This is a genomic window from Pseudoalteromonas rubra, from assembly GCF_005887115.1.
GTDB lineage: Bacteria > Pseudomonadota > Gammaproteobacteria > Enterobacterales > Alteromonadaceae > Pseudoalteromonas > Pseudoalteromonas rubra_F.
The window spans coordinates 42,588-64,642 of sequence record NZ_PNCJ01000012.1; the positions used below are offsets into that span (position 1 = coordinate 42,588).

The 22,055-nt window shown below is 46.0% G+C and carries 21 protein-coding genes; 8 read left to right on the top strand and 13 right to left on the bottom strand.

Annotation, left to right across the window (positions count from 1 at the left end; translation table 11 throughout):
• Position 1: 1 nt before the first annotated feature.
• The 4 genes from CWB98_RS07915 to ilvY form a co-directional block, all read right to left on the bottom strand.
• Complete coding sequence (locus CWB98_RS07915; RefSeq protein WP_138544375.1) at positions 2–1,375, bottom strand: imelysin family protein; 1,374 nt, start codon at positions 1,373–1,375, stop codon at positions 2–4.
• A gap of 85 nt (positions 1,376–1,460) precedes the next feature.
• Entirely contained in the window at positions 1,461–3,272 is a 1,812-nt protein-coding gene (locus CWB98_RS07920) for a DUF4856 domain-containing protein (protein WP_138544376.1), read from the bottom strand.
• A gap of 321 nt (positions 3,273–3,593) precedes the next feature.
• A complete protein-coding gene (locus CWB98_RS07925) occupies positions 3,594–4,304 on the bottom strand; it encodes a winged helix-turn-helix domain-containing protein (RefSeq protein WP_138544377.1) in 711 nt (236 codons plus the stop codon).
• 62 nt (positions 4,305–4,366) lie between these two features.
• Complete coding sequence (gene ilvY / locus CWB98_RS07930) at positions 4,367–5,257, bottom strand: HTH-type transcriptional activator IlvY (RefSeq protein ID WP_138544378.1); 891 nt, start codon at positions 5,255–5,257, stop codon at positions 4,367–4,369.
• A gap of 127 nt (positions 5,258–5,384) precedes the next feature.
• On the opposite strand from ilvY, the gene ilvC reads away from it, so the two are divergent.
• The 4 genes from ilvC to CWB98_RS07950 all read left to right on the top strand — a co-directional run bounded on the left by ilvC (position 5,385) and on the right by CWB98_RS07950 (position 11,249).
• Positions 5,385–6,857, top strand: coding sequence for a ketol-acid reductoisomerase (ilvC, locus tag CWB98_RS07935; RefSeq protein ID WP_138544379.1), 1,473 nt, complete (start codon positions 5,385–5,387; stop codon positions 6,855–6,857).
• A gap of 219 nt (positions 6,858–7,076) precedes the next feature.
• On the top strand, positions 7,077–8,984 hold the full coding sequence (locus CWB98_RS07940) for a methyl-accepting chemotaxis protein (RefSeq protein ID WP_138544380.1): 1,908 nt from the start codon (positions 7,077–7,079) through the stop codon (positions 8,982–8,984).
• Between the two features lie 188 nt (positions 8,985–9,172).
• Positions 9,173–10,378, top strand: a complete 1,206-nt coding sequence (locus CWB98_RS07945) for a tetratricopeptide repeat protein (protein ID WP_138544381.1) — start codon at positions 9,173–9,175, stop codon at positions 10,376–10,378.
• Positions 10,359–11,249 (top strand): M28 family peptidase, encoded by an 891-nt coding sequence (locus tag CWB98_RS07950; protein ID WP_138544382.1) that lies wholly within the window; start codon positions 10,359–10,361, stop codon positions 11,247–11,249. The genes CWB98_RS07945 and CWB98_RS07950 overlap by 20 nt, the downstream gene beginning before the upstream one ends.
• Here CWB98_RS07950 and CWB98_RS07955 read toward each other — a convergent pair.
• Positions 11,189–11,497 (bottom strand): GIY-YIG nuclease family protein, encoded by a 309-nt coding sequence (locus tag CWB98_RS07955; protein WP_138544383.1) that lies wholly within the window; start codon positions 11,495–11,497, stop codon positions 11,189–11,191. The genes CWB98_RS07950 and CWB98_RS07955 overlap by 61 nt on opposite strands.
• A gap of 130 nt (positions 11,498–11,627) precedes the next feature.
• On the opposite strand from CWB98_RS07955, the gene CWB98_RS07960 reads away from it, so the two are divergent.
• The gene (locus CWB98_RS07960) at positions 11,628–11,987 is read left to right on the top strand and encodes an outer membrane protein assembly factor BamE (protein WP_138544384.1); all 360 of its coding nucleotides are present in this window, start codon (positions 11,628–11,630) and stop codon (positions 11,985–11,987) included.
• Positions 11,988–12,032: 45 nt separating this feature from the next.
• Here CWB98_RS07960 and CWB98_RS07965 read toward each other — a convergent pair whose 3' ends face one another.
• A complete protein-coding gene (locus CWB98_RS07965; protein WP_138544385.1) occupies positions 12,033–13,367 on the bottom strand; it encodes an ankyrin repeat domain-containing protein in 1,335 nt (444 codons plus the stop codon).
• A gap of 569 nt (positions 13,368–13,936) precedes the next feature.
• On the opposite strand from CWB98_RS07965, the gene CWB98_RS07970 reads away from it, so the two are divergent.
• On the top strand, positions 13,937–14,113 hold the full coding sequence (locus CWB98_RS07970; RefSeq protein ID WP_082353096.1) for a DUF2897 family protein: 177 nt from the start codon (positions 13,937–13,939) through the stop codon (positions 14,111–14,113).
• Positions 14,114–14,143: 30 nt separating this feature from the next.
• On the opposite strand, the gene CWB98_RS07975 is transcribed toward CWB98_RS07970, so the two are convergent.
• A complete protein-coding gene (locus tag CWB98_RS07975) occupies positions 14,144–15,514 on the bottom strand; it encodes a YjiH family protein (protein WP_138544535.1) in 1,371 nt (456 codons plus the stop codon).
• Between the two features lie 97 nt (positions 15,515–15,611).
• Positions 15,612–16,679 carry an outer membrane protein assembly factor BamC gene (gene bamC, locus CWB98_RS07980; RefSeq protein ID WP_138544386.1) on the bottom strand — a complete coding sequence of 356 codons (1,068 nt, stop codon included), beginning with the start codon at positions 16,677–16,679 and terminating at the stop codon, positions 15,612–15,614.
• 336 nt (positions 16,680–17,015) lie between these two features.
• Between bamC and CWB98_RS07985 the strand changes: the two genes are divergently transcribed.
• Entirely contained in the window at positions 17,016–17,549 is a 534-nt protein-coding gene (locus tag CWB98_RS07985) for a glycine cleavage system protein R (RefSeq protein WP_138544387.1), read from the top strand.
• Between the two features lie 10 nt (positions 17,550–17,559).
• Complete coding sequence (gene bcp, locus CWB98_RS07990; protein ID WP_138544388.1) at positions 17,560–18,030, top strand: thioredoxin-dependent thiol peroxidase; 471 nt, start codon at positions 17,560–17,562, stop codon at positions 18,028–18,030.
• Between the two features lie 72 nt (positions 18,031–18,102).
• On the opposite strand, the gene pdxJ is transcribed toward bcp, so the two are convergent.
• Genes pdxJ through lepB form a run of 5 tightly spaced genes read right to left on the bottom strand, consistent with a single transcriptional unit; the run spans position 18,103 to position 22,054 of the window.
• Complete coding sequence (gene pdxJ / locus CWB98_RS07995; RefSeq protein ID WP_138544389.1) at positions 18,103–18,834, bottom strand: pyridoxine 5'-phosphate synthase; 732 nt, start codon at positions 18,832–18,834, stop codon at positions 18,103–18,105.
• Positions 18,835–18,839: 5 nt separating this feature from the next.
• Complete coding sequence (gene recO, locus CWB98_RS08000) at positions 18,840–19,547, bottom strand: DNA repair protein RecO (RefSeq protein WP_138544390.1); 708 nt, start codon at positions 19,545–19,547, stop codon at positions 18,840–18,842.
• Positions 19,548–20,450 carry a GTPase Era gene (gene era / locus CWB98_RS08005; RefSeq protein WP_046006768.1) on the bottom strand — a complete coding sequence of 301 codons (903 nt, stop codon included), beginning with the start codon at positions 20,448–20,450 and terminating at the stop codon, positions 19,548–19,550.
• Positions 20,440–21,117 (bottom strand): ribonuclease III, encoded by a 678-nt coding sequence (gene rnc, locus CWB98_RS08010; RefSeq protein WP_138544391.1) that lies wholly within the window; start codon positions 21,115–21,117, stop codon positions 20,440–20,442. Before rnc ends, era begins: the two co-directional genes overlap by 11 nt.
• A 1-nt stretch (position 21,118) precedes the next feature.
• Positions 21,119–22,054, bottom strand: coding sequence for a signal peptidase I (gene lepB / locus CWB98_RS08015; RefSeq protein ID WP_138544392.1), 936 nt, complete (start codon positions 22,052–22,054; stop codon positions 21,119–21,121).
• Position 22,055 lies beyond the last annotated feature (1 nt).

Here is a 22,055-nt window from a genome sequence, read left to right on the forward strand (position 1 = left end):
TTTAGTCATTGTCACCTGCCGATGTTTTTGGAAGTTCCAGAGCCAGCTTTTGGATGAAATCGTTCTTAAGCTGATCGGTGACGTCTTTCACCTTTGCGTGTGTATTCGTCACGCCTGCTTTGTCTTCGTTCAGCGCTTGTTGTAAATTATCATTCAGTGCTGCTGTCGCGGCCTTAGCATTTGCGATGCCCTGGATCATAACGTCTTTGGTTTGACTGGCAGACTGATTGTCCAGGAAATCATCAAATCCGGTTGTATCGTCACTGTCTGTGCCTTGTCCAAGGAAGATCTGCTCAAACGCGGCAATATTCGCCTGAATATTCTCAATAGAATGCTTAGCATATCGTGACTCAACGGCTTCAGGACATATTTCAGTACCACACTGGTTGGCAAACAAGCCCAATGGAGTCGCTAATTTGTAATCCTTTAACTCTTCAGTCATGTAGAACAGTGCATCAGAAATACGGTTTACCGCTTCAGTAACAGTAGCAAACTCACTGCCCGATTCACCGGCATTTTTCAATTTAGCGGCATAACCTTGATCGCCAGCCCACTCAAACATCAAGCGCTCTGCGGTTTCTTTAAGATCCTTGGAAGCTTCAACGGCATACTGGCAGCGCATTGTTCGACGCTGCTGTTCATCCTGAGTATTCCACTGTGCCAGAATATCTCCCGCAGCAGCGGCTGAACAACTGTGGTCTAAGTTACTATTAAATAGCAAGTACTCCAATGCATCTAAGCCTCTACGTTTGTCGCTACGCTTACTGATATCATAAGGCACACCATTGATATTCCCCTGCGCAAAGTAAGCAACATCCTGATCAACATTACAGTAATTGGTATCTGGCCATGAATAAATGTCTTTACGAAGCGCTTTGTCATCGGCCAACAAAGGGCCCACTATCATAAGCTCAGCATGTTGCCAGCTCACCATAGTCTCTTTCCAGCTGTTCTGTGCCGCCAGCAGTGCTTCATCTCTCGCCGCTTTTGCAGCCTCGTCGCTCAGCGTTGGATCGAACGCAGTTTCCAGGTCACAGTAGGCTTTAACTATGTCTGGCTGTGTGCTTGCTTTGTTCGCAAATTGCTGGAAAGTCGGGGTAAACACATTATCAGTCAGGTTTGCAATTAACTTTTGCTGGCTGAAAGTCCCTTGGTTGTCCCCCTGACCTGAATCTGGTGTATCGGAGCCACCATTGGATGAGTCCTGATTATCGTTACCGGTATCTTGATTATCATTACCAGTGTCTTGGTTATCGTCTGGGCTAGTCGCTTGTTTATAGCCAGGGCCTGCAGAGCTGGACGTACTTTCGCCACACCCGCTTAATGCCAAACCAATGGCCACTGCCAATAAAATAGGTCTGGAGTGTATTCTCATTATGTGCCTCAAATGAATAGTCTAGATACGCAAAAGGCTAGCAAAATTTGCTAACCTTTTGACAGTTCAAAGAATCGTTAAAAACTTACCAGTTGGCAACATTCTCTGCATCAAAGCCGTATACTTCCTCAAGGATGTCACGGGCCGCTTGCAGATCAACTTTATAGGCTGCGATTGCATCTGCGGTAATCGCAGGCTGAGTGCCCATCAGAGTATGCATTTGTTCAAACTTGCCCACGTTGCCGTCTGCATAGAAAGGTGAGAAACGGTTAAACTGGAAGTTTAGCGCAAAGCCTTTCATTTCTGACCAGTGCTTAGCCAGAGTAGCAAAGTCCGAAGATGTGTACTCTTCCTCAGCTGTGCCTGCCAATTCTGCCGCCAACAAATCTAAATCTTTTTGAGTATCATTGATATAGTGAACCACAGTTGCAGCAATGGCCTTTTCCCATGCCAACAATGCGTCTTTCGCATGACCTTTCAGAGTCTCCATTTGCGTTTCGCTCAACGCACCTTCTGTCGAGTTGATCAACTCACGGCCTTTGTAGAAGGCTTCATAAGCATCTTTAGTCAAATCAGTTGCGACAACCGCTTTTCGGTCACGTTTGGCTGCATTGGTGGAGTTGCCAAAATTGTACTCTGAGTTGAAGTCAATTTTACCGTCAGCATTTGCATCGTTATAGCCTGCCTTGAATGCATCTCGGCCATCTTTACCGGCAATTTCATCGTCAGTGTAACTCATGTAGTTGCGTGCCGCGCCGAAGTAACCAAAACCTTCGTCCCATTGATGTTCAAGGTTGGTATACGCTTTACCTTCAACAGCAGCAGTGTTGTCGGTCATCAGGCCTTTGCCTTCTGTGTCATAATCCAGGTAATCATCGGCCGCTTGCGAGAACGCCACTGCACCGTATAGGAACTTCTGAATTAACTGATTAAGATCAACACCATTTTCAGTAACATAGATAGTGTCGATATCATTACCGCTAGGATCTAACGGAGCCTCAGCCAGTGCACGCTCAGCCAGCTGGTCAAATAACTGCTTTACAAACAGTTCAGGAATAGGTGTTTCACCATCTGCAGCGATCGCGGTCCAGCCTGCAAAGCTGCCATCTTCTGTCCAGTCTTTGTACTGGCCTTTAGCATCATTACCCGCAATTTTACCACTGAGGTCTTTGTGCGATGAAGAAATGTCAGTCAATTTAGTTTGCGCAGCAGGATCTGTGACGACGGTCAGATCGCGTTGCCCCCAAACATTACTGTATTCTTCTTCAGAAACAGCGTAGAAGCTATTTATCGCAGCTAACAAGGTCTCTTTTGTTGCGTTGGTATCTTTTGCATCGTTAACAAACTGGGCACTGCCGATATAGTTAAACAACTCTTTAATCAACACATGGCGAGCGATCTGGCCTGAGTAAGCAACACTAGACTTGCCTTCTTCAAAACGGCTGGTGAAATCATAATCCATTAAAACGTCAGTAATCTTGAACGTTATGTCAAAATTCTTTTCATTTTTGCCGCCATCAGTAACAGTCACTGTCACCGTCACTGATTGTTCTTTTTCGTAATCTAAGTAATGATCCGATTTTAACTTGAGGACGCCTTCAACGACTTCAAAGCGTGTATCTGATACTGCGAAAGAATGATTGTCATCGTCGTCAGTCACCACGAAAGTGCCAATCTCTACTGCAACCATGTTTTCAGTCACAGTTACTTCTGTCACTTCTTTTCCATCCGCATCGCGACTTACTAGCGTCAACTCTGTAGGCGCTTGGTTTGCAGCTGGTGTAGTCGTATCTGGCGTCTGAACATTGTTGTCATTCGAGCTTGAACCACCACAGGCAGACAAACCTAAAGTCGCAACGATAATAGAAGTAGCAAGCAGAGATTTTTTAAAAATCATTGAGCATTCCTTAATAAAGCAATGTTAAAAATTATTCTTAGTCGCGTTAAGTATACACCGCTTTAAATAGCAATCAATTCTATTTACGTTGCTAAATGCACGATTTAGATCAAGGAACATGCAAGTTGTTTCACCTGAAAAGGCTTCGAGATATAGACCCGGCAATATAAAAAGACACTCAAGGCATTGATAATCAATGTTTTTTATGAGGATTTAGATATGTGAAAGTGTTACAGGCTAAGGAGTATGTACAATTGAGAGCGAATGGATAGTTCGAATAATTGGAACTATCCAATATAAAAGTTTAGTCAAACTATGACTTTAATTTGGGGAGTTCCATGCCTCCTTTACAAAAAGATAACCCTTACGCCAAACCGTTTTAATTTTTTCTGCGCCGACGGCGGTATCTCCCAACTTTCTGCGCAGACATGACACGCGTACATCTACCGTACGGCTGTTCGCCTGATAGTGCTGCCCGACAACCTTTTTGTATATCTCTTCACGACTGACCACTTCCGGCGCTCGTGAGGCCAGTAACCACAGCAGCTCAAATTCATGGCTGGTTAAATTAACCGGCTGCTGTGCCAGCGACACGCTCCGCTCATTAAAGTTTAAATAAAGTTCTCCAAAGTGAAGCGCATGTGGCATGCCTGTGCAAGGCACCGGAGTGACCGGATACTTGCGAGCCAGTGCATCCAGACGGGCACGCCATAACCGGGGTTTAGCCATGCAAGGGATAACGTCATCCGCACCAAGCTCCAGCATGAGGCTTTGCAAGTCCTCGTTATCTTCATCAAGTGACACCACCAGGGGCGCATCGAAGCACGATTTGAGCGTATTAATGGTGTCATATTGCGCACTGGTAGCCAAAGCCTGGCCGATCACAATACTGTCAACCTGCAAAGTGGCATAACCTTGCCTGGTTGCGTCATGAATATTGATAAACCGCATAGTGTAACCATGCTGCTGCAGTGCCTCGAAAGGCGCGATGCTGTGTCCTTTTTCATCTTGTGCGATTAATACCGTTGACACGAAAAAGCCTCGTTCGAACTATGTGTGACGGTTAGTCTAGTGACGCCAGCTGAACAAACGCTTTACACAGCAAACAAACGCTCTGCAACACGAAACAAGGCGCTCACGACTGGGTCCTGCAGTCGCTTCTTCTTGCAAACCAGGCCGATTTCAATTTCTTCACTCTGCAAGCCCAATGTCTGCACCTGATTTCTGAACGGACTTTGCTCCAACACAACTTCGGGTACATAGGCAACGCCAAACCCCAGACTGGTCAATGCCACCATTGCTTCATGCCCTGAAACATGCGCATAAATTTTTGGCTGCAGCACTTTTTTCTTGAAAAACACATCCAGACGCTCTTTCAATACGCCGTGTTCTGGCACAATGAAAGGTACCTGTTCCCAGGGCAACTCTCCCCGGTGATGTTCAATCAGGTCACTTAGCGGACATTTCATCGTGGGAGCAATAAACAACAACCGGGAACGGCCGATACTCAGATATTCAAGCCCCTGAGGAAGGTTGCGTGGCCTAACAGCGACTGCCACATCAACGACTTCACCTTGCACCTGTGCAATGGAGTTTGCCGGGTCACCGGTCAGTAGGTTCAGATCAACCTGAGGAAAATCCTGCCGATAACGCGCAAACAAATCATAAATAAAGCTGTACGATGCGGTGACCGAGCAAAACAGGCTCAGCTCCCCGCTCAATGGCTTGTCTTCATCCAGGCATTCACTTTTGAATTGGCGCCAACTTGTCAATGTAGCCTGTGCATATTGAATAAATGCCTGCCCCTGCGGGGTCAACGCGACACTGCGATTGTCACGGATAAACAACGGCGCCCCAATCTCCTCTTCCAACTGCTTTATCTGGCGACTTAGCGTGGGCGGACTAATGTAACAACGTTCACTGGCTCGTGAAAAATGTAAGGTATCCGCCAGTGCCAAAAAATACTTTAACTGTTTATGATCCATCTTGGTTACACTCAGAGCGTTTCATTATATGAAATACAATAATTTAAATATATCATTTTACGCAACTTAAACTTGCTACTAGGCTACAACCTATACCTTATTCCAGAAGAATCAAACAGGACAAATCATGGCGAACTATTTCAATTCACTGCCACTACGAGAGCAACTTGCTCAACTGGCTCAATGCCACTTTATGGACCCCAAAGAATTTGAGGACGGCGTGAACGTTCTGCTTGGTAAAAAGTTGGTGATCGTTGGATGTGGCGCTCAAGGTCTTAATCAGGGTCTTAACTTACGAGATTCTGGTCTGGATGTCAGCTACGCATTACGTCAATCAGCCATTGATGAAAAGCGTCAGTCATTCCTTAACGCCAGCGACAATGGCTTTGAGGTCGGAACCTATGAGACCTTGATCCCACAAGCGGATCTGGTACTCAATCTGACCCCCGATAAACAACACTCAGCGGTTGTTGAAGCAGTCATGCCGTTAATGAAGCAAGGCGCCACACTGGCCTATTCGCATGGCTTTAATATAGTCGAAGAAGGAATGCAGATCCGAGATGACATCACTGTCATCATGGTCGCTCCCAAATGTCCTGGCACAGAAGTCCGCGAAGAATATAAGCGTGGTTTTGGTGTACCAACACTTATTGCTGTTCACCCTGAAAACGATCCTCAGGGCCATGGTCTGGCTCAAGCAAAAGCCTATGCAGCCGGCACAGGCGGACACCGCGCGGGTGTCCTGCATTCATCTTTTATCGCTGAAGTGAAGTCGGATTTGATGGGCGAGCAGACCATTCTGTGCGGCATGCTGCAAACTGGCTCTTTGCTGTGCTTTGACAAAATGGTTGAACAAGGTATTGAACCAGGTTACGCATCGAAACTTATCCAGTACGGCTGGGAGGTGATCACCGAAGCACTCAAGCATGGTGGTATCACCAATATGATGGACCGTCTGTCGAACCCTGCCAAAATCAAAGCATTTGAATTGAGCGAAGAGCTCAAGACCATCATGCGTCCGCTATACAACAAACATATGGATGACATTATCAGCGGTGAATTCTCACAGGGCATGATGGCAGATTGGCATGAAGACGATGCAAAACTGCTGAGCTGGCGTGCCGAAACCGCCGAAACGGCATTTGAAAAACAGGCCAATTGTGAGCAAGACATTGCAGAGCAAGAGTTTTTTGACAATGGTATTTTGATGGTTGCGATGGTCAAAGCAGGTGTAGAGCTGGCGTTTGAAACTATGACAGCGGCTGGTATTATCGAAGAGTCCGCCTACTACGAATCTTTGCATGAAACGCCTTTAATTGCCAACACCATAGCACGTAAAAAGCTGTTCGAAATGAACCGCACTATTTCAGACACAGCGGAATACGGTTGCTACCTGTACAACCATGCCTGCTTACCATTGCTTAAGCCGTTTATGGAGAAAATCGGTACAGACGTTATTGGTGAAGGCTTGTCACAAAGCTCCAATGAAGTGGATAACCAGGCGCTTATCAACGTCAATGCCGCTATCCGAAACCACCCCGTTGAGGTGGTTGGCAATACCCTGCGTGGCTATATGTCAGCGATGAAGAAAATAATATAATAAATTGATAGGTAAAGACTTTAAAGTAATTAGAGGCTTTACCTCAAGCAAATTTGCCATTTTAGTTCGCTTGTTAGAAACCAAGGCCCACCTGCGATGCAGTGGGCTTTTTTGTCATTCTAAATATGACACTATTATGACAGTAACGTTATACCTATAGGTGTTAATTATTGACCATGCTAAAATTATCAGTCACGGGATCAAAAAGTAGTGAGATTAATGCATAACACTGGTTTAACAATTACACAACGAATTACTCTGCTGGGCAGTTTAATCGCGGTTGTTGTCGCTTGTCTGATCGGCTTTATTTCTACCTATCAGGCTAAGTCTATGATCGAAACCCGTATGCTGGGGTCAGAGTTGCCCAGCAAGGTTGAGAGCATCAACAAGTCGATTAGCCAACAAATTGGCCAGCTTAAGAGTGCGGCGAAACAACTTTCAAGCAATCAGTTTTTGCTTGATTCGGTCAATAAAGGTGAGCTAGATGAGCAGGTCTTGCTCAGAGAATTAGCGCGCGTACAAAATCAATACGCACTGGTCACCGCTTCCTGGGCCAACAGAGAAACTCGACAATACTGGAACCAAAACGGGTTCTTACGGGTACTCAATCAACAACAAGATGGCTGGTTTTTCCAGTTTACCCAAAGTAGCGAAGAATATTCCATTAGCATCTATCAGGAAGCACCTGGTGATGTGAAGATGTTCGTTAATCATCAACAAACCAATGGCGTTGGCTTGGCGGGCCTGGCAAAAAGTATCGATGCGATGCAAACCATGCTAGCCAATATGAAAATTGAGCAGAGCGGATTTGTGTTTGTTGTCGAGAAGTCCCAAGGGGTTGTGCAACTTCACCCCGATGCGAGCAAAGTCGCCAAAACAAAACTCGCAGATCTGTACGGGGCAACAGCTGCAGGGCAGTTGCGTAATAGCCGCGATTTTGTGGTCCTTGATTTGGAAGCCGATGGCGCTGCTTCTTTGGTTGCAGCCAGTCCTATCGAAGGCACTGAGTTGTTGGTTATTGCACAAGTACCCAAAGCGGAGGTATTTGCTCAAGTATCTTCGTTACAATGGCAGATTATCTTCTGGGCACTCGTTGTAGTCGCTGTGGTATGTGTGGCCAGCATGCTTATGGCACGTAACCTGAGCGCCCCCTTGTTAAAAATGGCAGATGTGTTTCGTCAGCTTGGCAACGGTGATGCAAAACTCAACTATCGCGTCCCCAATGCAGAGCAGCCGGAATTGCAAGCATTGGGTCAGGGGTTTAATCAATTTATCGAAAAAATTGAAGCTGCTATTTGCAATGTCGCAAAAGAAAGTAGTGATATTCGTGTTGCCAGTGAGCATGTCTTTGCCCAGGCAAAGAAAAACTCTTTGTCACTGGATGAACAAAAATCCCAGACTTTGTCTGTAGCCGCAGCGATAAACCAGATGGCTGCAACTGTGCAGGAAATAGCCGGAAGTGCAAACAATACAGCTAAACTCACAGACGAAAGCCGCGAGCACACGAAACATAGCCATAGCTGCGTGCAGCAAAGCCAAACGACCTTACATCAACTGGCACTGGATATTCAGCAAATGGCAGATCAGGTGGCCACCTTGGCCAGCAAAACTCAGTCAATCGCCAGTATTTTAGACGTAATACGGGGTATCTCGGAGCAAACCAATTTGCTGGCGCTCAATGCTGCAATTGAGTCTGCACGTGCAGGTGAACACGGTCGAGGTTTTGCCGTGGTTGCCGATGAAGTTAGAGCGCTCGCCAGCAGGACCTCTCAATCGACAGATGAAATTCAGGCAACCATTCAGGAGCTCACAGCCGCATCTGATTCGATCGTGACACAAATTGCACAGTCTTCTGAGCAAGCGCAGCAAAGTGTCGATAACATGCAGACATCCGTAGAGTTAATGAATACCATCACAGAAACAGCGGATCAGATCAATGATATGACCACCCTGATAGCTACGGCAACTGAGCAACAAAGCAACGTTGTTGCGGATGTTGGCCGCAGTATCGAGCAGATTAGCGTGATCAGTGATGGCGTGATGAGTGAGCAACTCGATACAGAGCAAGCGATTCAGCAATTAGCCAATTCGGCCAAAGCACTCGACAAACTGGTCGCCAGCTTCTAGCCCAAACAAGGCGGCTGACAACGTTTAGCCGCTTATTTTATCTTGTCAGAATCCTTTCTGCTTTTGCATATTAACGCTTTGAGGTGCACTCACCTTCATTCATCTGCAATGGGTTGTAACAAATTTTGCCCCCTTAATCGATCATAGTAACTACACTGAAAGAAAGCTTAAGAATTTAGGAGTGTCCTATGCAGTGTTTGATGCGCTTTGCCCGATGTTATCTCTGCCCTATTCTGGCTGTTTTTACTTTATTGCTCAGTGGATGTAAATCGACTCAGGTCCAACCAAAAATCGAGATGCGGCTTCTTGATAACGCTCCTTTCAAACAACATTCGGTTGAATCTCAGCAGTCCATCTTTGCATTAGATGCCAATATTCGAGCGACTTTAGAGCGCTACCTGGCTCGGCATGACGGTTCCAATATCAAGGTTGCTGATCAGCTGCTCCAGTTTCTGGTAGAAAATGGCGATTCAAGCTTGTCTTATATGCGTGGTGCGAACCTCAGTGCGACAGAGACATTTTACGACCTCAATGCAAACTGCCTTTCTCTGTCGATTCTGGCCTTTAGCTTGTCTGAGCACTTGGGCTTTAAAGGCCAATTCCAACGCGTTCATATCCCCGAATACTGGGCTCAAACAAAGGGTTACAGCTTGTTGACCGGTCACGTAAATGTCGTCGTAACCCAAACCAACATAAGTGCCAATAAAAATAGTGACCATTACGAAATTTTATATACCCGCCCGGCACGTGTCATCATCGATTTTGATCCAAATAGCCGTGCGCAGAAGTTCGCGACTTCTAAAATCAGCAAAGATCGTATCACTGCGATGTTTTACAGCAATAAAGGCGCAATGCATATGATCAACAAGGAAATGGATTTGGCATATAGCTATTTCAGGGCCGCCATCGAGATAGATCCGTTTTATTCTGCGGCATGGGGAAATTTAGCTGTGCTATTTCGTATCAATGACCACTTGCCCCAGGCCGAAGCACTCTATCAGCAGGCTTTGCTGATCAACAACGAGAATAAAACAGCCCTGGGCAATTTGGCCCTATTGTACGAACTGACAGACAGACAGCAGCAAGCTAAGGAAATAAGAGCACAACTCCATGCATTACGTAAAGACAATCCTTACTATCAAATAGCACTTGGCGATGAGGCCTTTGCAAATGAGGACTATCAAAAGGCACTGAAGCACTACCGCGCAGCAAACAGGTTGTCTGGTTCACTACACGAAGGCTATTTTGGGATGGCTAAGGTCTATTACATTCAGGGAGAGTTAGAACTCAGCAGAGCATTTTTAAACAGAGCACTGAATCACGCCAATTTTAATCATGATAAAAAGCGGTATCGGAACAAACTGGAGTGGCTAAGTGCAACTGCTAGGAACTAGCCTGCTATGGCTGAGCAGCATTATTTCGATTGCACAGGCTGCCAGCAAAATTGAAGTAGACCTAAAAACGTTAACGAGTGAGGCGCATGCGGGCCGGGGCTCTGGTCATACTGACATCAACAAAAGTGCACGTTACATACATTCACGCTTTGCTGAGACTGGAATAGACGTCTATTTTCAGTCATTCCGCTTTCCCCAGGGCTTCAGTAAACTGGCTTACGGGCACAATGTTGTCGCGACCCTACCCTGTAATGCGCCTCCCTGTGCACCTGCATTAGTCATCAGTGCGCATTACGATCATTTAGGTCGCAGAGGAACACGTTACTATCCTGGTGCTAATGATAATGCGTCAGGGGTTGCTGTTATGCTAGATGTAGCACGCCAGTTAGCAACAAAAATACGACACAGGGAAATTCTCTTTGTTGCAACCGATGCCGAAGAAAAAGGCCTGTACGGGGCGCACTTCTTTGCTGCAACGCTAAATCCCGAGCATGTCGCTTTGAATATCAACCTGGACATGCTCGCAGTTAACAAAAGAAATCGCCTATATGTTCTGGCCCCAAATCAAGCGAGCACATATGCAAAGGAGATTATACAGGCGTTTAATCAGGACATCCGTGCTCAGGTATTTACATCAACAGCGCGTATGTCACGTCGCCTGGATACGCCCCGGGTTGACTGGTTAAGAGCCAGTGACCATTACGCTTTTCATAAAGTTGGTATCCCGTTTGCTTACTTTGGGATTGGTACAGATCCCTTGCATCATACGTATAAGGATCAGTTTGATAAAATAGATATACCTAAGCTGACTCAGGTTTCGGCGCATATTAACGCTTTTATTTCTGCGTTATCCGTGTCTGCTGCCCCTTGAACTAATGCGATTTTACGAGCCTTGGGTAACCGCTTAAATCTCCATTCCAGCCTTGCAGCGGTGCGCTTATCTTCAACAGCCAGCGTGTAAACTAGTTTAAGCGGACCTTTTCCTCGTAAGCTTTTGGCCCCTTTACCGGCAGCATGCGCTGAAAAGCGCTTAGGGACGTCATTGGTGATCCCGGTATACCAGTGGCCAAACTTATTTTCAATTACATACAGGTGCCAAGGTGGCTGTGCATTACTCATGCCCGTAACTACTCATTAGAATCTGTGGAACTATTTTAACTGTGAATGGTCGAAACTTACCAATAATTCTACTTTACCTTCTTTATCCATTCTGTATCATTCATACAACCAAAAATAAGGATACACATACATGCAGTTAAAAAAGCGCCTTTTTGTTTGGCTTAGTATTATTCTTGCGACGACCATGCTATCTGCTTGCTCCAGCTGGGTATACCGGATAAACGTCCCTCAGGGCAATTTCCTGGAACAGTCCGATGTCGATAAGCTCAGAATCGCTATGACAAAAGAGCAAGTTTTATATGTATTGGGCACCCCGGTGGCTAAAGACGCGTTTAACAGTGAGATCTGGCATTACTCATATGTGTTCAATCTGGGCAGAGACTCAGAGCAACGCCGTGAGCTAGTCGTTTATTTCAAAGATGATAACCTGAGCGAGATATCTGGAGACTTTGATAAACCTGCAGATTTCAATACACCGCTGTCAGAATAAACCTAATATTCAGCGTTTCTGTTATAGCAGAGCCATAGCTCTGCTTTAACTTCCCATCACTGCAATTAACACCACGACACTAAAGAGCATCTGCATCGACATACTAAGCCAGGCAAGTACGTTTACCCCGATTAAACTCCAGGGTGACGAGTCCTGCGGATAGAGTGGACTGCGTTTTAGCCACCGAGCCAAAGCAAAAAACAGTAAAGTCAGACTCGAGATCATGATCGTCGCAGAAAGCTTATTACTATGTGTCTCATTAAAAAAGAAGTTTAACTGTACGGGCATCAGAATTGCGACCAATGCATACAAGCTGTAAACACGTGCTACTTTTTCGTATTTTGCAGCAAAAGACAGTTCGATGATCCCGCGCTGTTCCAAAAACTTCTTTGCGGCAACCGCCTGTACCTGATTAGCAAGGCGGTACGGAGTCATACCAGTGACATCTGCCAGTCTCGGGTCTACATTCATAGACTCAACCAACTCAAGCATCGAAGTTGAATTGGACATGACCGCGTAATGCATTAAATTCCGGCCTAAGTCATCCAGAGACTGGTGACAATGATGCGCAGTCAATGCCTGAGCTGCGCTGACAAACCCCTGTTCGACCAGCCACATCATGGCAGACTTCCCATCTGGATCTTTGCTCTGACCAGTTGCCCCCTGCTCAATCAGCTTCAGAGCGATAGATTGCTTGGCATTCTTAGACATTAGATGGGCCAGCAAAGCCTGATCTAACAGGCGCTCAACCTCTTCGCCACAGCACAAATGCTTAAGCAGTCCCACATAAGTATCATCCCCCTGCAACCGTTCAACCGCCACTTGCAAAGTTTCAACCTTGTCCTTAAGTACCACTTCAAGCATGTGCCCCAAGTCCGACTGTAAGTCTTGATCAGCAACCTTCCATAAGTCACATGCTTCCTCAGCAGTTAACGTTAAACCATGTTGCAATAGTACACTCAAAGCCCGGGTATAAGACTTACTCAATAAAAGTGAAGCCGGAGAGGCTTCAGTCTGGTAGGCAAGCTGTGCCTTGATATCGGCGTAATGGGAGAATACTCCTAATAACTTAGCAATTAACTCATCCTGGCTGACACCAGCTGCACCAATATGCAGTAATAAGTCATCACAGTATGTCTGATGTGCTTGATCATAGTCATCAATATGCTGATAGCGACAAGATTCGAACGGCTCCAGAGGTTTCAGCCATAAAATATACATCAGCGGTGGTAAGACCGACGAACGCACACCTTGCTGATCGGTCACGGTCTCACACTCAGGCCAAGCCTCAAGTGCATCCAGAATAAAAGCCCCATTGTTTTCAACCAGCCCCTTGAGTAGCAGAGGGTACTGAGCCGGCCAAATTAAAACATGCTCCATTAAAGAATTAACCACCTTATTTGTCATATCGTGCACTTAATGCCATGAATATTGTCGCAGTGCTGTTTGCGGAATGATACCAATTGCATCATAAAAAAGCTGCTGCTGATCTCAAGAATCACATCACTTTACCTAATACGAAAACAATTCCGCAATGAGCCAAAGTCGATATGCTCATTGTGCACCATACCAGAGCGCCATAGAACGACTCAGGGTCCACGTATTCAAGTTTATCGCCTAGCCTAAATTGCAATTTTTATTACAGATAGAGTGGGCATTGCAGTTTAATACCAATTTGCTGAATTAAGTGTTCTAATTTGAGACAAGGAAGTATCGTCGACAACAAGGCAAAAAATTTCGCTATTTAGTTGTTCTAAATGAGAAATATTTAACACCGTTAGCGGCATATTTGCCCCTTCAAATTGAACAGGTATTAAGTAAAATTGGTATAAGCCCCACTCTGGGACGTCGATTAAGTTACTCAGCTCTGGGCTTGAGGTCATGAACGATTAAGATATACAATAGAAGTGAACGTCCAATGAAGGCCCTGTGATAGGGAGCAAGTCAAGATGGAAAACACCTTACCCACCTGGCACGTAATACTGATTATTGTGATGGTACTTGGGTTCATTATCAGCAATATTATGCTATTGAAATATATGACCCGATTTGATGTCAAAGGCAAGCTAGATAAACAAACTAAGCCAGACTCAGAGGCCAAGAAAGAAGAAGAGGAAGAAAAGTAGGGCTGGCACGCACCTGCCCTACCTCAGAGATTAACCTACCAACCAATGCGCCATAAATGCAATCACGGGTAGCGTGACCAGAGTGCGCAGAATAAAGATACAGAATAGCTCAAACAAATTGACCGGTATTTTGCTGCCCAGCAACAAAGCCCCCACCTCTGACATGTAAATCAGCTGAGTCACACTCAATGCTGCCACGATAAAGCGTGTCACATCACTTTCTATGTTTCCTGCTGCCAAAATTGACGGGATAAACATATCAGCAAAACCAACCACTATCGTTTCAGCTGCTTTTGCAGCTTCGGGCACCTGAAGTAATTCGAGGTAAGGCACAAATGGCTTACCCAGGATCTGAAACACTGGCGTATGTTCTGCAATAATGAGCGCAAACGTACCGACTGCCATGACTACAGGCAAGACAGCAAACACCATATCCAGCGCATTGTGCACGCCTTCTTTCAATGTCCCTTTAACGCCCGGCGCTTTTTCCGCTTTTGCCAGCGCAACGTCCAGTGCATGACCAAACAGTGTTTTTCCTTCAGGCACCAGCTCAGCACCGGGGTTGGCATCGCTGCCGTCGACATAACAATCTTTTTTCCACCGCAGAGGAGGCAAACGCGGGACGATAATCGCCGCTGCGATCCCCGCTGCACATACGGTTAAGTAAAATGGCGCGAACAGATGCTCCAGTTTCACCTGACCAATAACAACCAGACAGAATGTAATAGAAACAGCTGAGAAAGTCGTGCCTATAATAGCGGCTTCTCTTTGCGTGTAGTGCTTATCTTCGTACTGACGTGACGTCATAAGAATTCCGACACTGCCGTCTCCCAACCAGGATGCCACACAGTTTACGGCACTGCGACCGGGCACACCAAACAAAGGGCGCATCACTTTAGTTAGTAAGGTACCTACCAGTTCTAGCAGACCAAAATTCAGCAGCAATGGCAGCAACAGGCCGGCTAAGACAAAAACAGAAAACAGCACCGGTAATAGATCGTTGAGCACCAATGATCCCGTATGTGCAGAGTGGATTGCTTCTGGCCCAACTTTAAAATAAGTCATTAGAATAAACGCCATACCAGCAAGGCGAGTAATCAACCAAATAGGACTCACGGCAAACAAATGTCTGAATAAATGATTTTTCATCAGCTGCCTTGGCTTAACCAGTGCAACAAAGGCACTTATCAACCCTGTGATACATACTATGGTCACTATCATGGCCTGTGCGAAGGGCGCTATCCAGCCTTGCAGTGCTTTAGCCATAACAGCGATAGGAATAGTCATTGCCTCACCGATTGCAACAGGTGTCATAAATAAAAACACCCCAATCAGGGAAGGCACGAGAAACGCAAATAGCGTGCGCCAGTTTGGCGACGCTGAACCCGTAGATTCTGACATCATATGATTACCCACTAAAAAGAAAAAGAGCGTAAGGCTCTTTTTCATGTTACTTCAACTCATTGTTTTTATTTTAATATTTTGATTTTTTAAAATATTATATTTGCAGACCCCGATTGCGCAAGACCTCTAACAGAGATTGCAACAATAGGTCCATGGTCTGTGCATCCAGCACTTGTTCCTCACCATCCAGCCAAGTCAACGCAGTCTGACCATCGTCGGTTGTTGACACCTTAACGACATAATCGCCGTCGGCAATCGGCAGCACTGTAGCTTCTTCACCCCAGATAGAATCCCAGACGCTTTGCTCAGGCGCTTCGTAACGAACTTTCACCTGCTCATTGTCTCTATCCAAACGAATCACGGTGAAATTCACACGTTCAAGGAAATTAGACAAGCGATCCATTACGGCACTCTTCTCAACCAGTGTCAGCATTGCAGCATTGCCGTCGCTGTCAAAACCGCCTTCCAGAGACAATAAGCCTTGCTGCTTACGCAACTCAACCGCTAACAACCTGTAACGATAATCAAACTCCGCAATCACTTCGTTTAATGCACGTACTTCTAGCTGCTGCTTTAACATGTCATTTAATGGCGCATTATCACTTTGATAATCCAGTAATTTGGCACTCAAAGAAGCAGTTCTCTGGTGCTCTTTTTGTTCAACGGTAAACTCAAAGCGCTGGCGCGATACTTCAACAATATCTTCCCAAAACCAGCCTTCGTCCTTCTTGATTAATGAGTACCAACCTGTTTCCACAGTGCCTTGTTGGCGCGCATCCGTGACAACCTGTGTATTGTGGTTTGCCATGACGCCATCAAGCGACTGCCAAATAAAAGCCGACAGGTCTTCAATACCATCGTTTTTATCAAAGTAGACACGAGCGACTTTGTCTTTATTTTCAGCCCAGCTCCCTTGAGCCAGTGTCAGGACCTGCTGAGGCGGTCGATATAGTTTATCTTGTCCATCCGGGTTGTTGTCATAAACAGCAACTGCCATCTTATATTCCGGATCCTGATAAGGCTGTTCAAGCCCTGATGGCACGCTAATGGCTTCATTAACCCGATAATTTTTGCTGTCATGTGCATCATTTGGAAATACACTACATCCCGTTAAACCAAGTAAAACACTTAAAGTCAGTGCTTTTGGAACCCAATACTGCACGAATAAAACTCCTTAGCAAACCCTGTTATATTTATTTACGGTAAACGAATATCGTCTTTATATGAGTGAGGATTGCCGATTTGGTTCACTGCCGGAGAAACTTTTTATATTCGCCCGGCGAGCTTAAACAACTTGCAAAATTTGCCCTATGTTACTTGCCTCGTCCAGTAAACACAAGCTGTGAGCTGCCCGACTCCGATATCCAGTTAAGGCAAAATCGCAAAGCGACTCTCTGCCAGTATCCCAACTGACTAACTTATGTTAGTATTTACGGCTATACATCTAAAACTTGCCATCAGGCATTACCATTATTCTCAGCGTATAGGGTGTTCTTGAATGACCACATTTACCAACCAACAATTGGTTTTGACCGCAATCGGAGAAGATCGCTCGGGGATCGTCAGCGAACTGACCAAGCTGGTCAGTGAGTGTAATTGCAACATTATTGATAGTCGCATTGCGATACTCGGTAATGAGTTTACTTTCATTATGTTGCTTTCCGGCGACATGGCAGCCATCAGCCGAGTCGAGCATACCCTACCTACGAAAGGGATGGAACTGGGCCTGCTTACCATGATGAAACGTACGGCCAGCCATCAGCAGAATGAGTTCAGTGCCGGATATACTCTTGAGTACAATGGACTCGACGCACCAGGTACCCTGAGTAAAGTCACGCGTTTTTTTGCCGACCAAAATATCAGCATTTGTTCTTTGAAGTCTGATACTTATGAAGAAAATGACGCATTACATATGCGCTGTGAAATCGAAGTCAATATTCCCATTGAAGTAGATGCTGACGCGTTTAAAATACAGTTCGAGCATCTCTCAAACTCACTAAATCTGGATTATATTTTTCGACGCATTCGTTAAGGAGCATCCTATGAATACGCTACAAGCAGGCGCTCAGGCCCCGCAATTTACCTTAGAAAATCAAGATGGTGAAAGCATTTCACTCAGTACTCTTCTGGAATCCAAACAGGTACTGGTGTATTTCTACCCAAAAGCACTGACACCAGGTTGTACGGTACAGGCTGAACAACTCAGAGACCATAAAGAGCAGCTGGCGCAATACAATACTGTGGCAGTGGGGATCAGTCCAGATCCGGTCAAAAAGTTAAAAAACTTCGAAACCAAAAAAGAGCTGAACTTTGATCTGCTATCCGATGAAGACCACGCTATTGCTGACGCATTTGGTGTGTGGGGATTAAAAAAGTTTATGGGTAAAGAATATGACGGGATCCACCGCATCAGCTTCCTGATAGGCCAAGATGGCACCGTTAAGCATGTTTTCAACAAGTTTAAAACCAAAGAACACCACCAGGTCGTTATTGACTATCTGGCAGCACACTAGTACTGCTGTACATCTAGTCATAAAAAAGGGGCTAAATTGAGCCCCTTTTGTGTTTTTCACGTATCAATGCCGCTAGCCTCGGGCATCCAGCATCAAGCGCTTCATGTCTCTTACTGCCTTCTCCAGCCCATCAATGGCAGCTCTGGCAATAATTGCATGGCCAATGTTGAGTTCATAAATTTCCGGCATCTGAGCAATGGGTTTTACGTTGTGATAATGCAAGCCATGGCCTGCATTGACTACAATACCCAAGCCATGCGCATATTTTACCCCAGTCCGGATCCGCTCCAGTTCAGCTTGCATCTCAGCGTCTGATTCTGCATCTGCGTAAGCGCCAGTGTGGATCTCGATATACGGCGCACCAGTGTCTTTGGCTGCATCGATTTGCTGAGGATCTGCATCGATGAATAAAGACACTTTGATACCTGCATTTGCCAGCCGAGTCACAGCCTGAGTAACTTTTTCTTTATTCGCAACGACGTCAAGGCCACCTTCTGTGGTCAGCTCTTCGCGTTTTTCCGGCACCAGGCAAACGTATGCAGGCTTTACTTCACAGGCTATATCCAGCATCTCGTCTGTCACGGCAATTTCCAGGTTCATACGGGTCTGAATGGTTTTTGCCATCACATACACATCGCGGTCCTGAATATGACGACGATCCTCACGCAAGTGGATGGTAATACCATCTGCCCCGGCATGTTCAGCAACAGCGGCAGCATGTGCTGGGTCCGGATAACTGGTGCCTCTCGCCTGACGCAATGTGGCAATATGATCGACGTTTACGCCCAATAATATCTCTTTCATTGTTATTACCTTGATTGAAATAGCTCTCTGCTTTTCAGCGGTTTATGGCCAAGTAATGGCCTGAATAAATATCTGCTAAGACCCTTCGCCTGACGTCGTACCTGATCGTCAGTAAAATCGCGCTGGGCAATGTGTTGAAGCACTCGGCCTGAAAAGCCAATATGCGGATCATCTGTTCTGACAAACCCCAATTCCCGAGTATATTGGTAGTAAGCCCCCTCGACAATCGCCTCGCCATCGGCATCACAGTCAAACTCAACACCAAACCCCAACTGCTCCAGCAATTGGAATTCAAAACTGCGTAACGTGAGCTCAAACGCGCTCCTGCGTGCATTTTCAGTCTGCTTGTGTAACTGCTGCAGATGGTGATGATACAGTGAGAATATCTCTTCAAGCGGCTCATTAACCGGGATTACCCGAGTACTGAGTTCGTTAAGGTAAAAGCCACAATACAAGACCTGCCCTTTCATTGCTAAAGGCTGGGTGTGCAGTTCAATATCGTTGAGGTACTTTAGATCATGACGACCGCTATAACGGACTAAGAGCAGGCTGAAAGGTTGAAGATGTGCGTTGTGCCTGAGTGCCTGACGCCCTTTTATACGGGCCAGCATCATCAGCTGGCCCACTCCCTCGACAAGCATATTAAGCATCACCTGAGAATCACTGTGTGGTCGGCGATGCAACAAATAAGCTTGTCGAAAGTCGTTGTTCAATTAGTCTTCCCCGTAGCCAAGACTACGCAGCGCCCTCTCATCATCTGCCCAGCCAGATTTCACTTTTACCCAGCATTCGAGAAATACTTTGTTGTCCAGCATCTCTTCCAAATCACGACGTGCTTCGCGACCAATGACTTTGAGTTTCTCACCCTTGTTGCCGATCACCATGCGCTTTTGCGACTCACGCTCTACCAGGATCAACGCATTGATCTGCCAGACCCCGTTGTCGAGCCACTTAAATTGCTCAATTTCAACGGTCACTGAATATGGCAACTCGTCACCCATAAAACGCATGAGTTTCTCACGCACAATTTCAGCAGCCAGAAAGCGCATTGAGCGGTCTGTTACATAGTCATCAGGAAAGAAAAACTCGCATGCCGGCAGATGTTTATGCACTTCGGCTTTAACCATATCCACATTACGGTTTTGCTTGGCCGAAATAGGAATGATCCCGACAAAATCGCCCTGCTCTGACAGCCATTGAAGATGTGGCATCAGGGCTTCGCTTTTGTCTTTGACCTGATCACTTTTATTGATCACAACCAAAACCGGACGACCACTATCCTTAACCTTATTGAGGACCATTTCATCATCTTTAGTCCACAAAGTACCCTCAACAACGAAAATCACTAATTCAACATCACCAATAGAGCTGGACGCAGCACGGTTCATCAAACGGTTAATGGCCCGCTTTTCCTCACTGTGGAGTCCTGGTGTATCGACGTAGACCGCCTGATAGTTATCCTCAGTATGGATACCCATGATACGGTGTCGGGTAGTTTGTGGTTTGCGTGAAGTAATGCTGACCTTTTGTTCAACCAGCTTATTTAATAACGTCGATTTACCAACGTTAGGTCGTCCGACAATTGCGACCATGCCACAGTGGGTATTAGGAGTCATTCTTTAAAATCTTTAGTGCTTTTTCAGCGGCCTTTTGCTCGGCCTTACGGCGCGAACTACCCACTGAGATAATACTTTCCATCCCTTCCACAATACACTCAACCGTAAAGGTCTGATTGTGTGCCTGTCCCTTGGTATCTATTACAGTATAACCGGGTAAAGGCAATTTGCGTGCCTGCAAGTATTCTTGCAACAGGGTTTTTGGGTCTTTCTGGTTATGACCAGGAGAAATCGCTGCCAAACGCGTGTCGTACCATTTTAATACCAGCGTCTTACAGGTCTCGATGTCTGAATCTAAAAACACCGCGCCAATAATCGCTTCGACCGCGTCAGCCAGAGTTGACTCGCGGCGATAACCGCCGCTTTTCAATTCACCCGGACCTAGTCTGAGATAATCCCCTAAGCCAAACTCAACACCGAACTCGGCCAATGTCTGACCTCGTACTAGTGTAGAACGCATCCGGCTTAGATCACCTTCTCGCGCTTTTGGAAATTGCTTATATAAGGCATTAGCAATAACAAAACTCAGGATAGAATCGCCTAAAAACTCCAGACGTTCGTTGTGCTGCCCTTTGTGGCTACGGTGTGTCATTGCCTGCTCTAGCAGGCTTTGCTCCGAAAATTCGTAACCAATCTTTTTATATAATTCTGTGACGTTTTTTTTCATGCTACTGAATATTACCTAGGCGTTCGAAACGAACCCCTGTTGGAACCCAACCAGGCAAAATGCTGTTCGGGCCATTTTCAAAATCGAAACTCATCCAAATAAATACGGCTTTACCAACCAGGTTTTCTTTTGGTACAAAGCCCCACATACGGCTGTCCTGACTGTTGTTACGGTTGTCACCCATAGCGAAGTAACTGCCCTCTGGTACAACCCATTCGTCACGTCGCGTGCCCGGCTGCTGATAATAGCGCTCAGTCAGTTCGGGGAGCTGAGGCGTCACAAGCACATCGTGACTGACACCCGGCAGGCTCTCTGTCAGACGCACCATTTGCATTGCGCCGTGTTTGAATTCATCGCGATTAACAATATCAAGGTTAATTTTGTTAAATTCGCCACACGCAAGACCATCACGTTGCTGTTCGTCATCATTGCAATGAGGCTTGATATAAAGCTGACGGTCACGGTAAACGATGCGATCTCCAGGTAAGCCAATGATACGCTTGATGAAGTCTATACGCTCATCCAGTGGAAACTTAAACACCGCGATGTCACCGCGTTGCGGATCGTCCACTTCAACCAGCTGGCTGCGCCAGACCGGGTCTTTAATACCGTACGCGTATTTCTGTACCAATATAAAGTCCCCATCCAGCAGTGTTGGCATCATTGAACCAGACGGGATCTGGAAGGGTTCAAAAATAAATGAACGGAACACTGTGATCGCAGCAATCATCGGAAAGATAGATTTTGCGCTTTCAGTGATGGCAGGCACCGGTGCTATTTGCTCGATGACTTCCTGATCAAGCGGCTGCTCAGATGCGCCCTGTGCTAATGCGATACGCTCTTTACGCTTTGGCGCGTAAAGCAAATGATCGATTAGCCAGATCAGGCCTGAACCAAGCGTCAACAACACCAAAAATACTGAAAAATAACCTGCCATA

Bases quoted from the DNA above. Each gene is read 5' to 3' on its own strand.
- CWB98_RS07945 (WP_138544381.1), top strand. From the start codon at position 9,173: ATGCAGTGTTTGATGCGCTTTGCCCGATGTTATCTCTGCCCTATTCTG.
- CWB98_RS07920 (WP_138544376.1), bottom strand. From the start codon at position 3,272: ATGATTTTTAAAAAATCTCTGCTTGCTACTTCTATTATCGTTGCGACT.
- CWB98_RS07940 (WP_138544380.1), top strand. From the start codon at position 7,077: ATGCATAACACTGGTTTAACAATTACACAACGAATTACTCTGCTGGGC.
- era (WP_046006768.1), bottom strand. From the start codon at position 20,450: ATGACTCCTAATACCCACTGTGGCATGGTCGCAATTGTCGGACGACCT.
- lepB (WP_138544392.1), bottom strand. From the start codon at position 22,054: ATGGCAGGTTATTTTTCAGTATTTTTGGTGTTGTTGACGCTTGGTTCA.
- CWB98_RS07915 (WP_138544375.1), bottom strand. From the start codon at position 1,375: ATGAGAATACACTCCAGACCTATTTTATTGGCAGTGGCCATTGGTTTG.
- ilvY (WP_138544378.1), bottom strand. From the start codon at position 5,257: ATGGATCATAAACAGTTAAAGTATTTTTTGGCACTGGCGGATACCTTA.
- pdxJ (WP_138544389.1), bottom strand. From the start codon at position 18,834: ATGAAAGAGATATTATTGGGCGTAAACGTCGATCATATTGCCACATTG.
- CWB98_RS07965 (WP_138544385.1), bottom strand. From the start codon at position 13,367: ATGGAGCATGTTTTAATTTGGCCGGCTCAGTACCCTCTGCTACTCAAG.
- CWB98_RS07960 (WP_138544384.1), top strand. From the start codon at position 11,628: ATGCAGTTAAAAAAGCGCCTTTTTGTTTGGCTTAGTATTATTCTTGCG.
- CWB98_RS07955 (WP_138544383.1), bottom strand. From the start codon at position 11,497: ATGAGTAATGCACAGCCACCTTGGCACCTGTATGTAATTGAAAATAAG.
- CWB98_RS07970 (WP_082353096.1), top strand. From the start codon at position 13,937: ATGGAAAACACCTTACCCACCTGGCACGTAATACTGATTATTGTGATG.
- bcp (WP_138544388.1), top strand. From the start codon at position 17,560: ATGAATACGCTACAAGCAGGCGCTCAGGCCCCGCAATTTACCTTAGAA.
- CWB98_RS07985 (WP_138544387.1), top strand. From the start codon at position 17,016: ATGACCACATTTACCAACCAACAATTGGTTTTGACCGCAATCGGAGAA.
- ilvC (WP_138544379.1), top strand. From the start codon at position 5,385: ATGGCGAACTATTTCAATTCACTGCCACTACGAGAGCAACTTGCTCAA.
- rnc (WP_138544391.1), bottom strand. From the start codon at position 21,117: ATGAAAAAAAACGTCACAGAATTATATAAAAAGATTGGTTACGAATTT.
- CWB98_RS07975 (WP_138544535.1), bottom strand. From the start codon at position 15,514: ATGTCAGAATCTACGGGTTCAGCGTCGCCAAACTGGCGCACGCTATTT.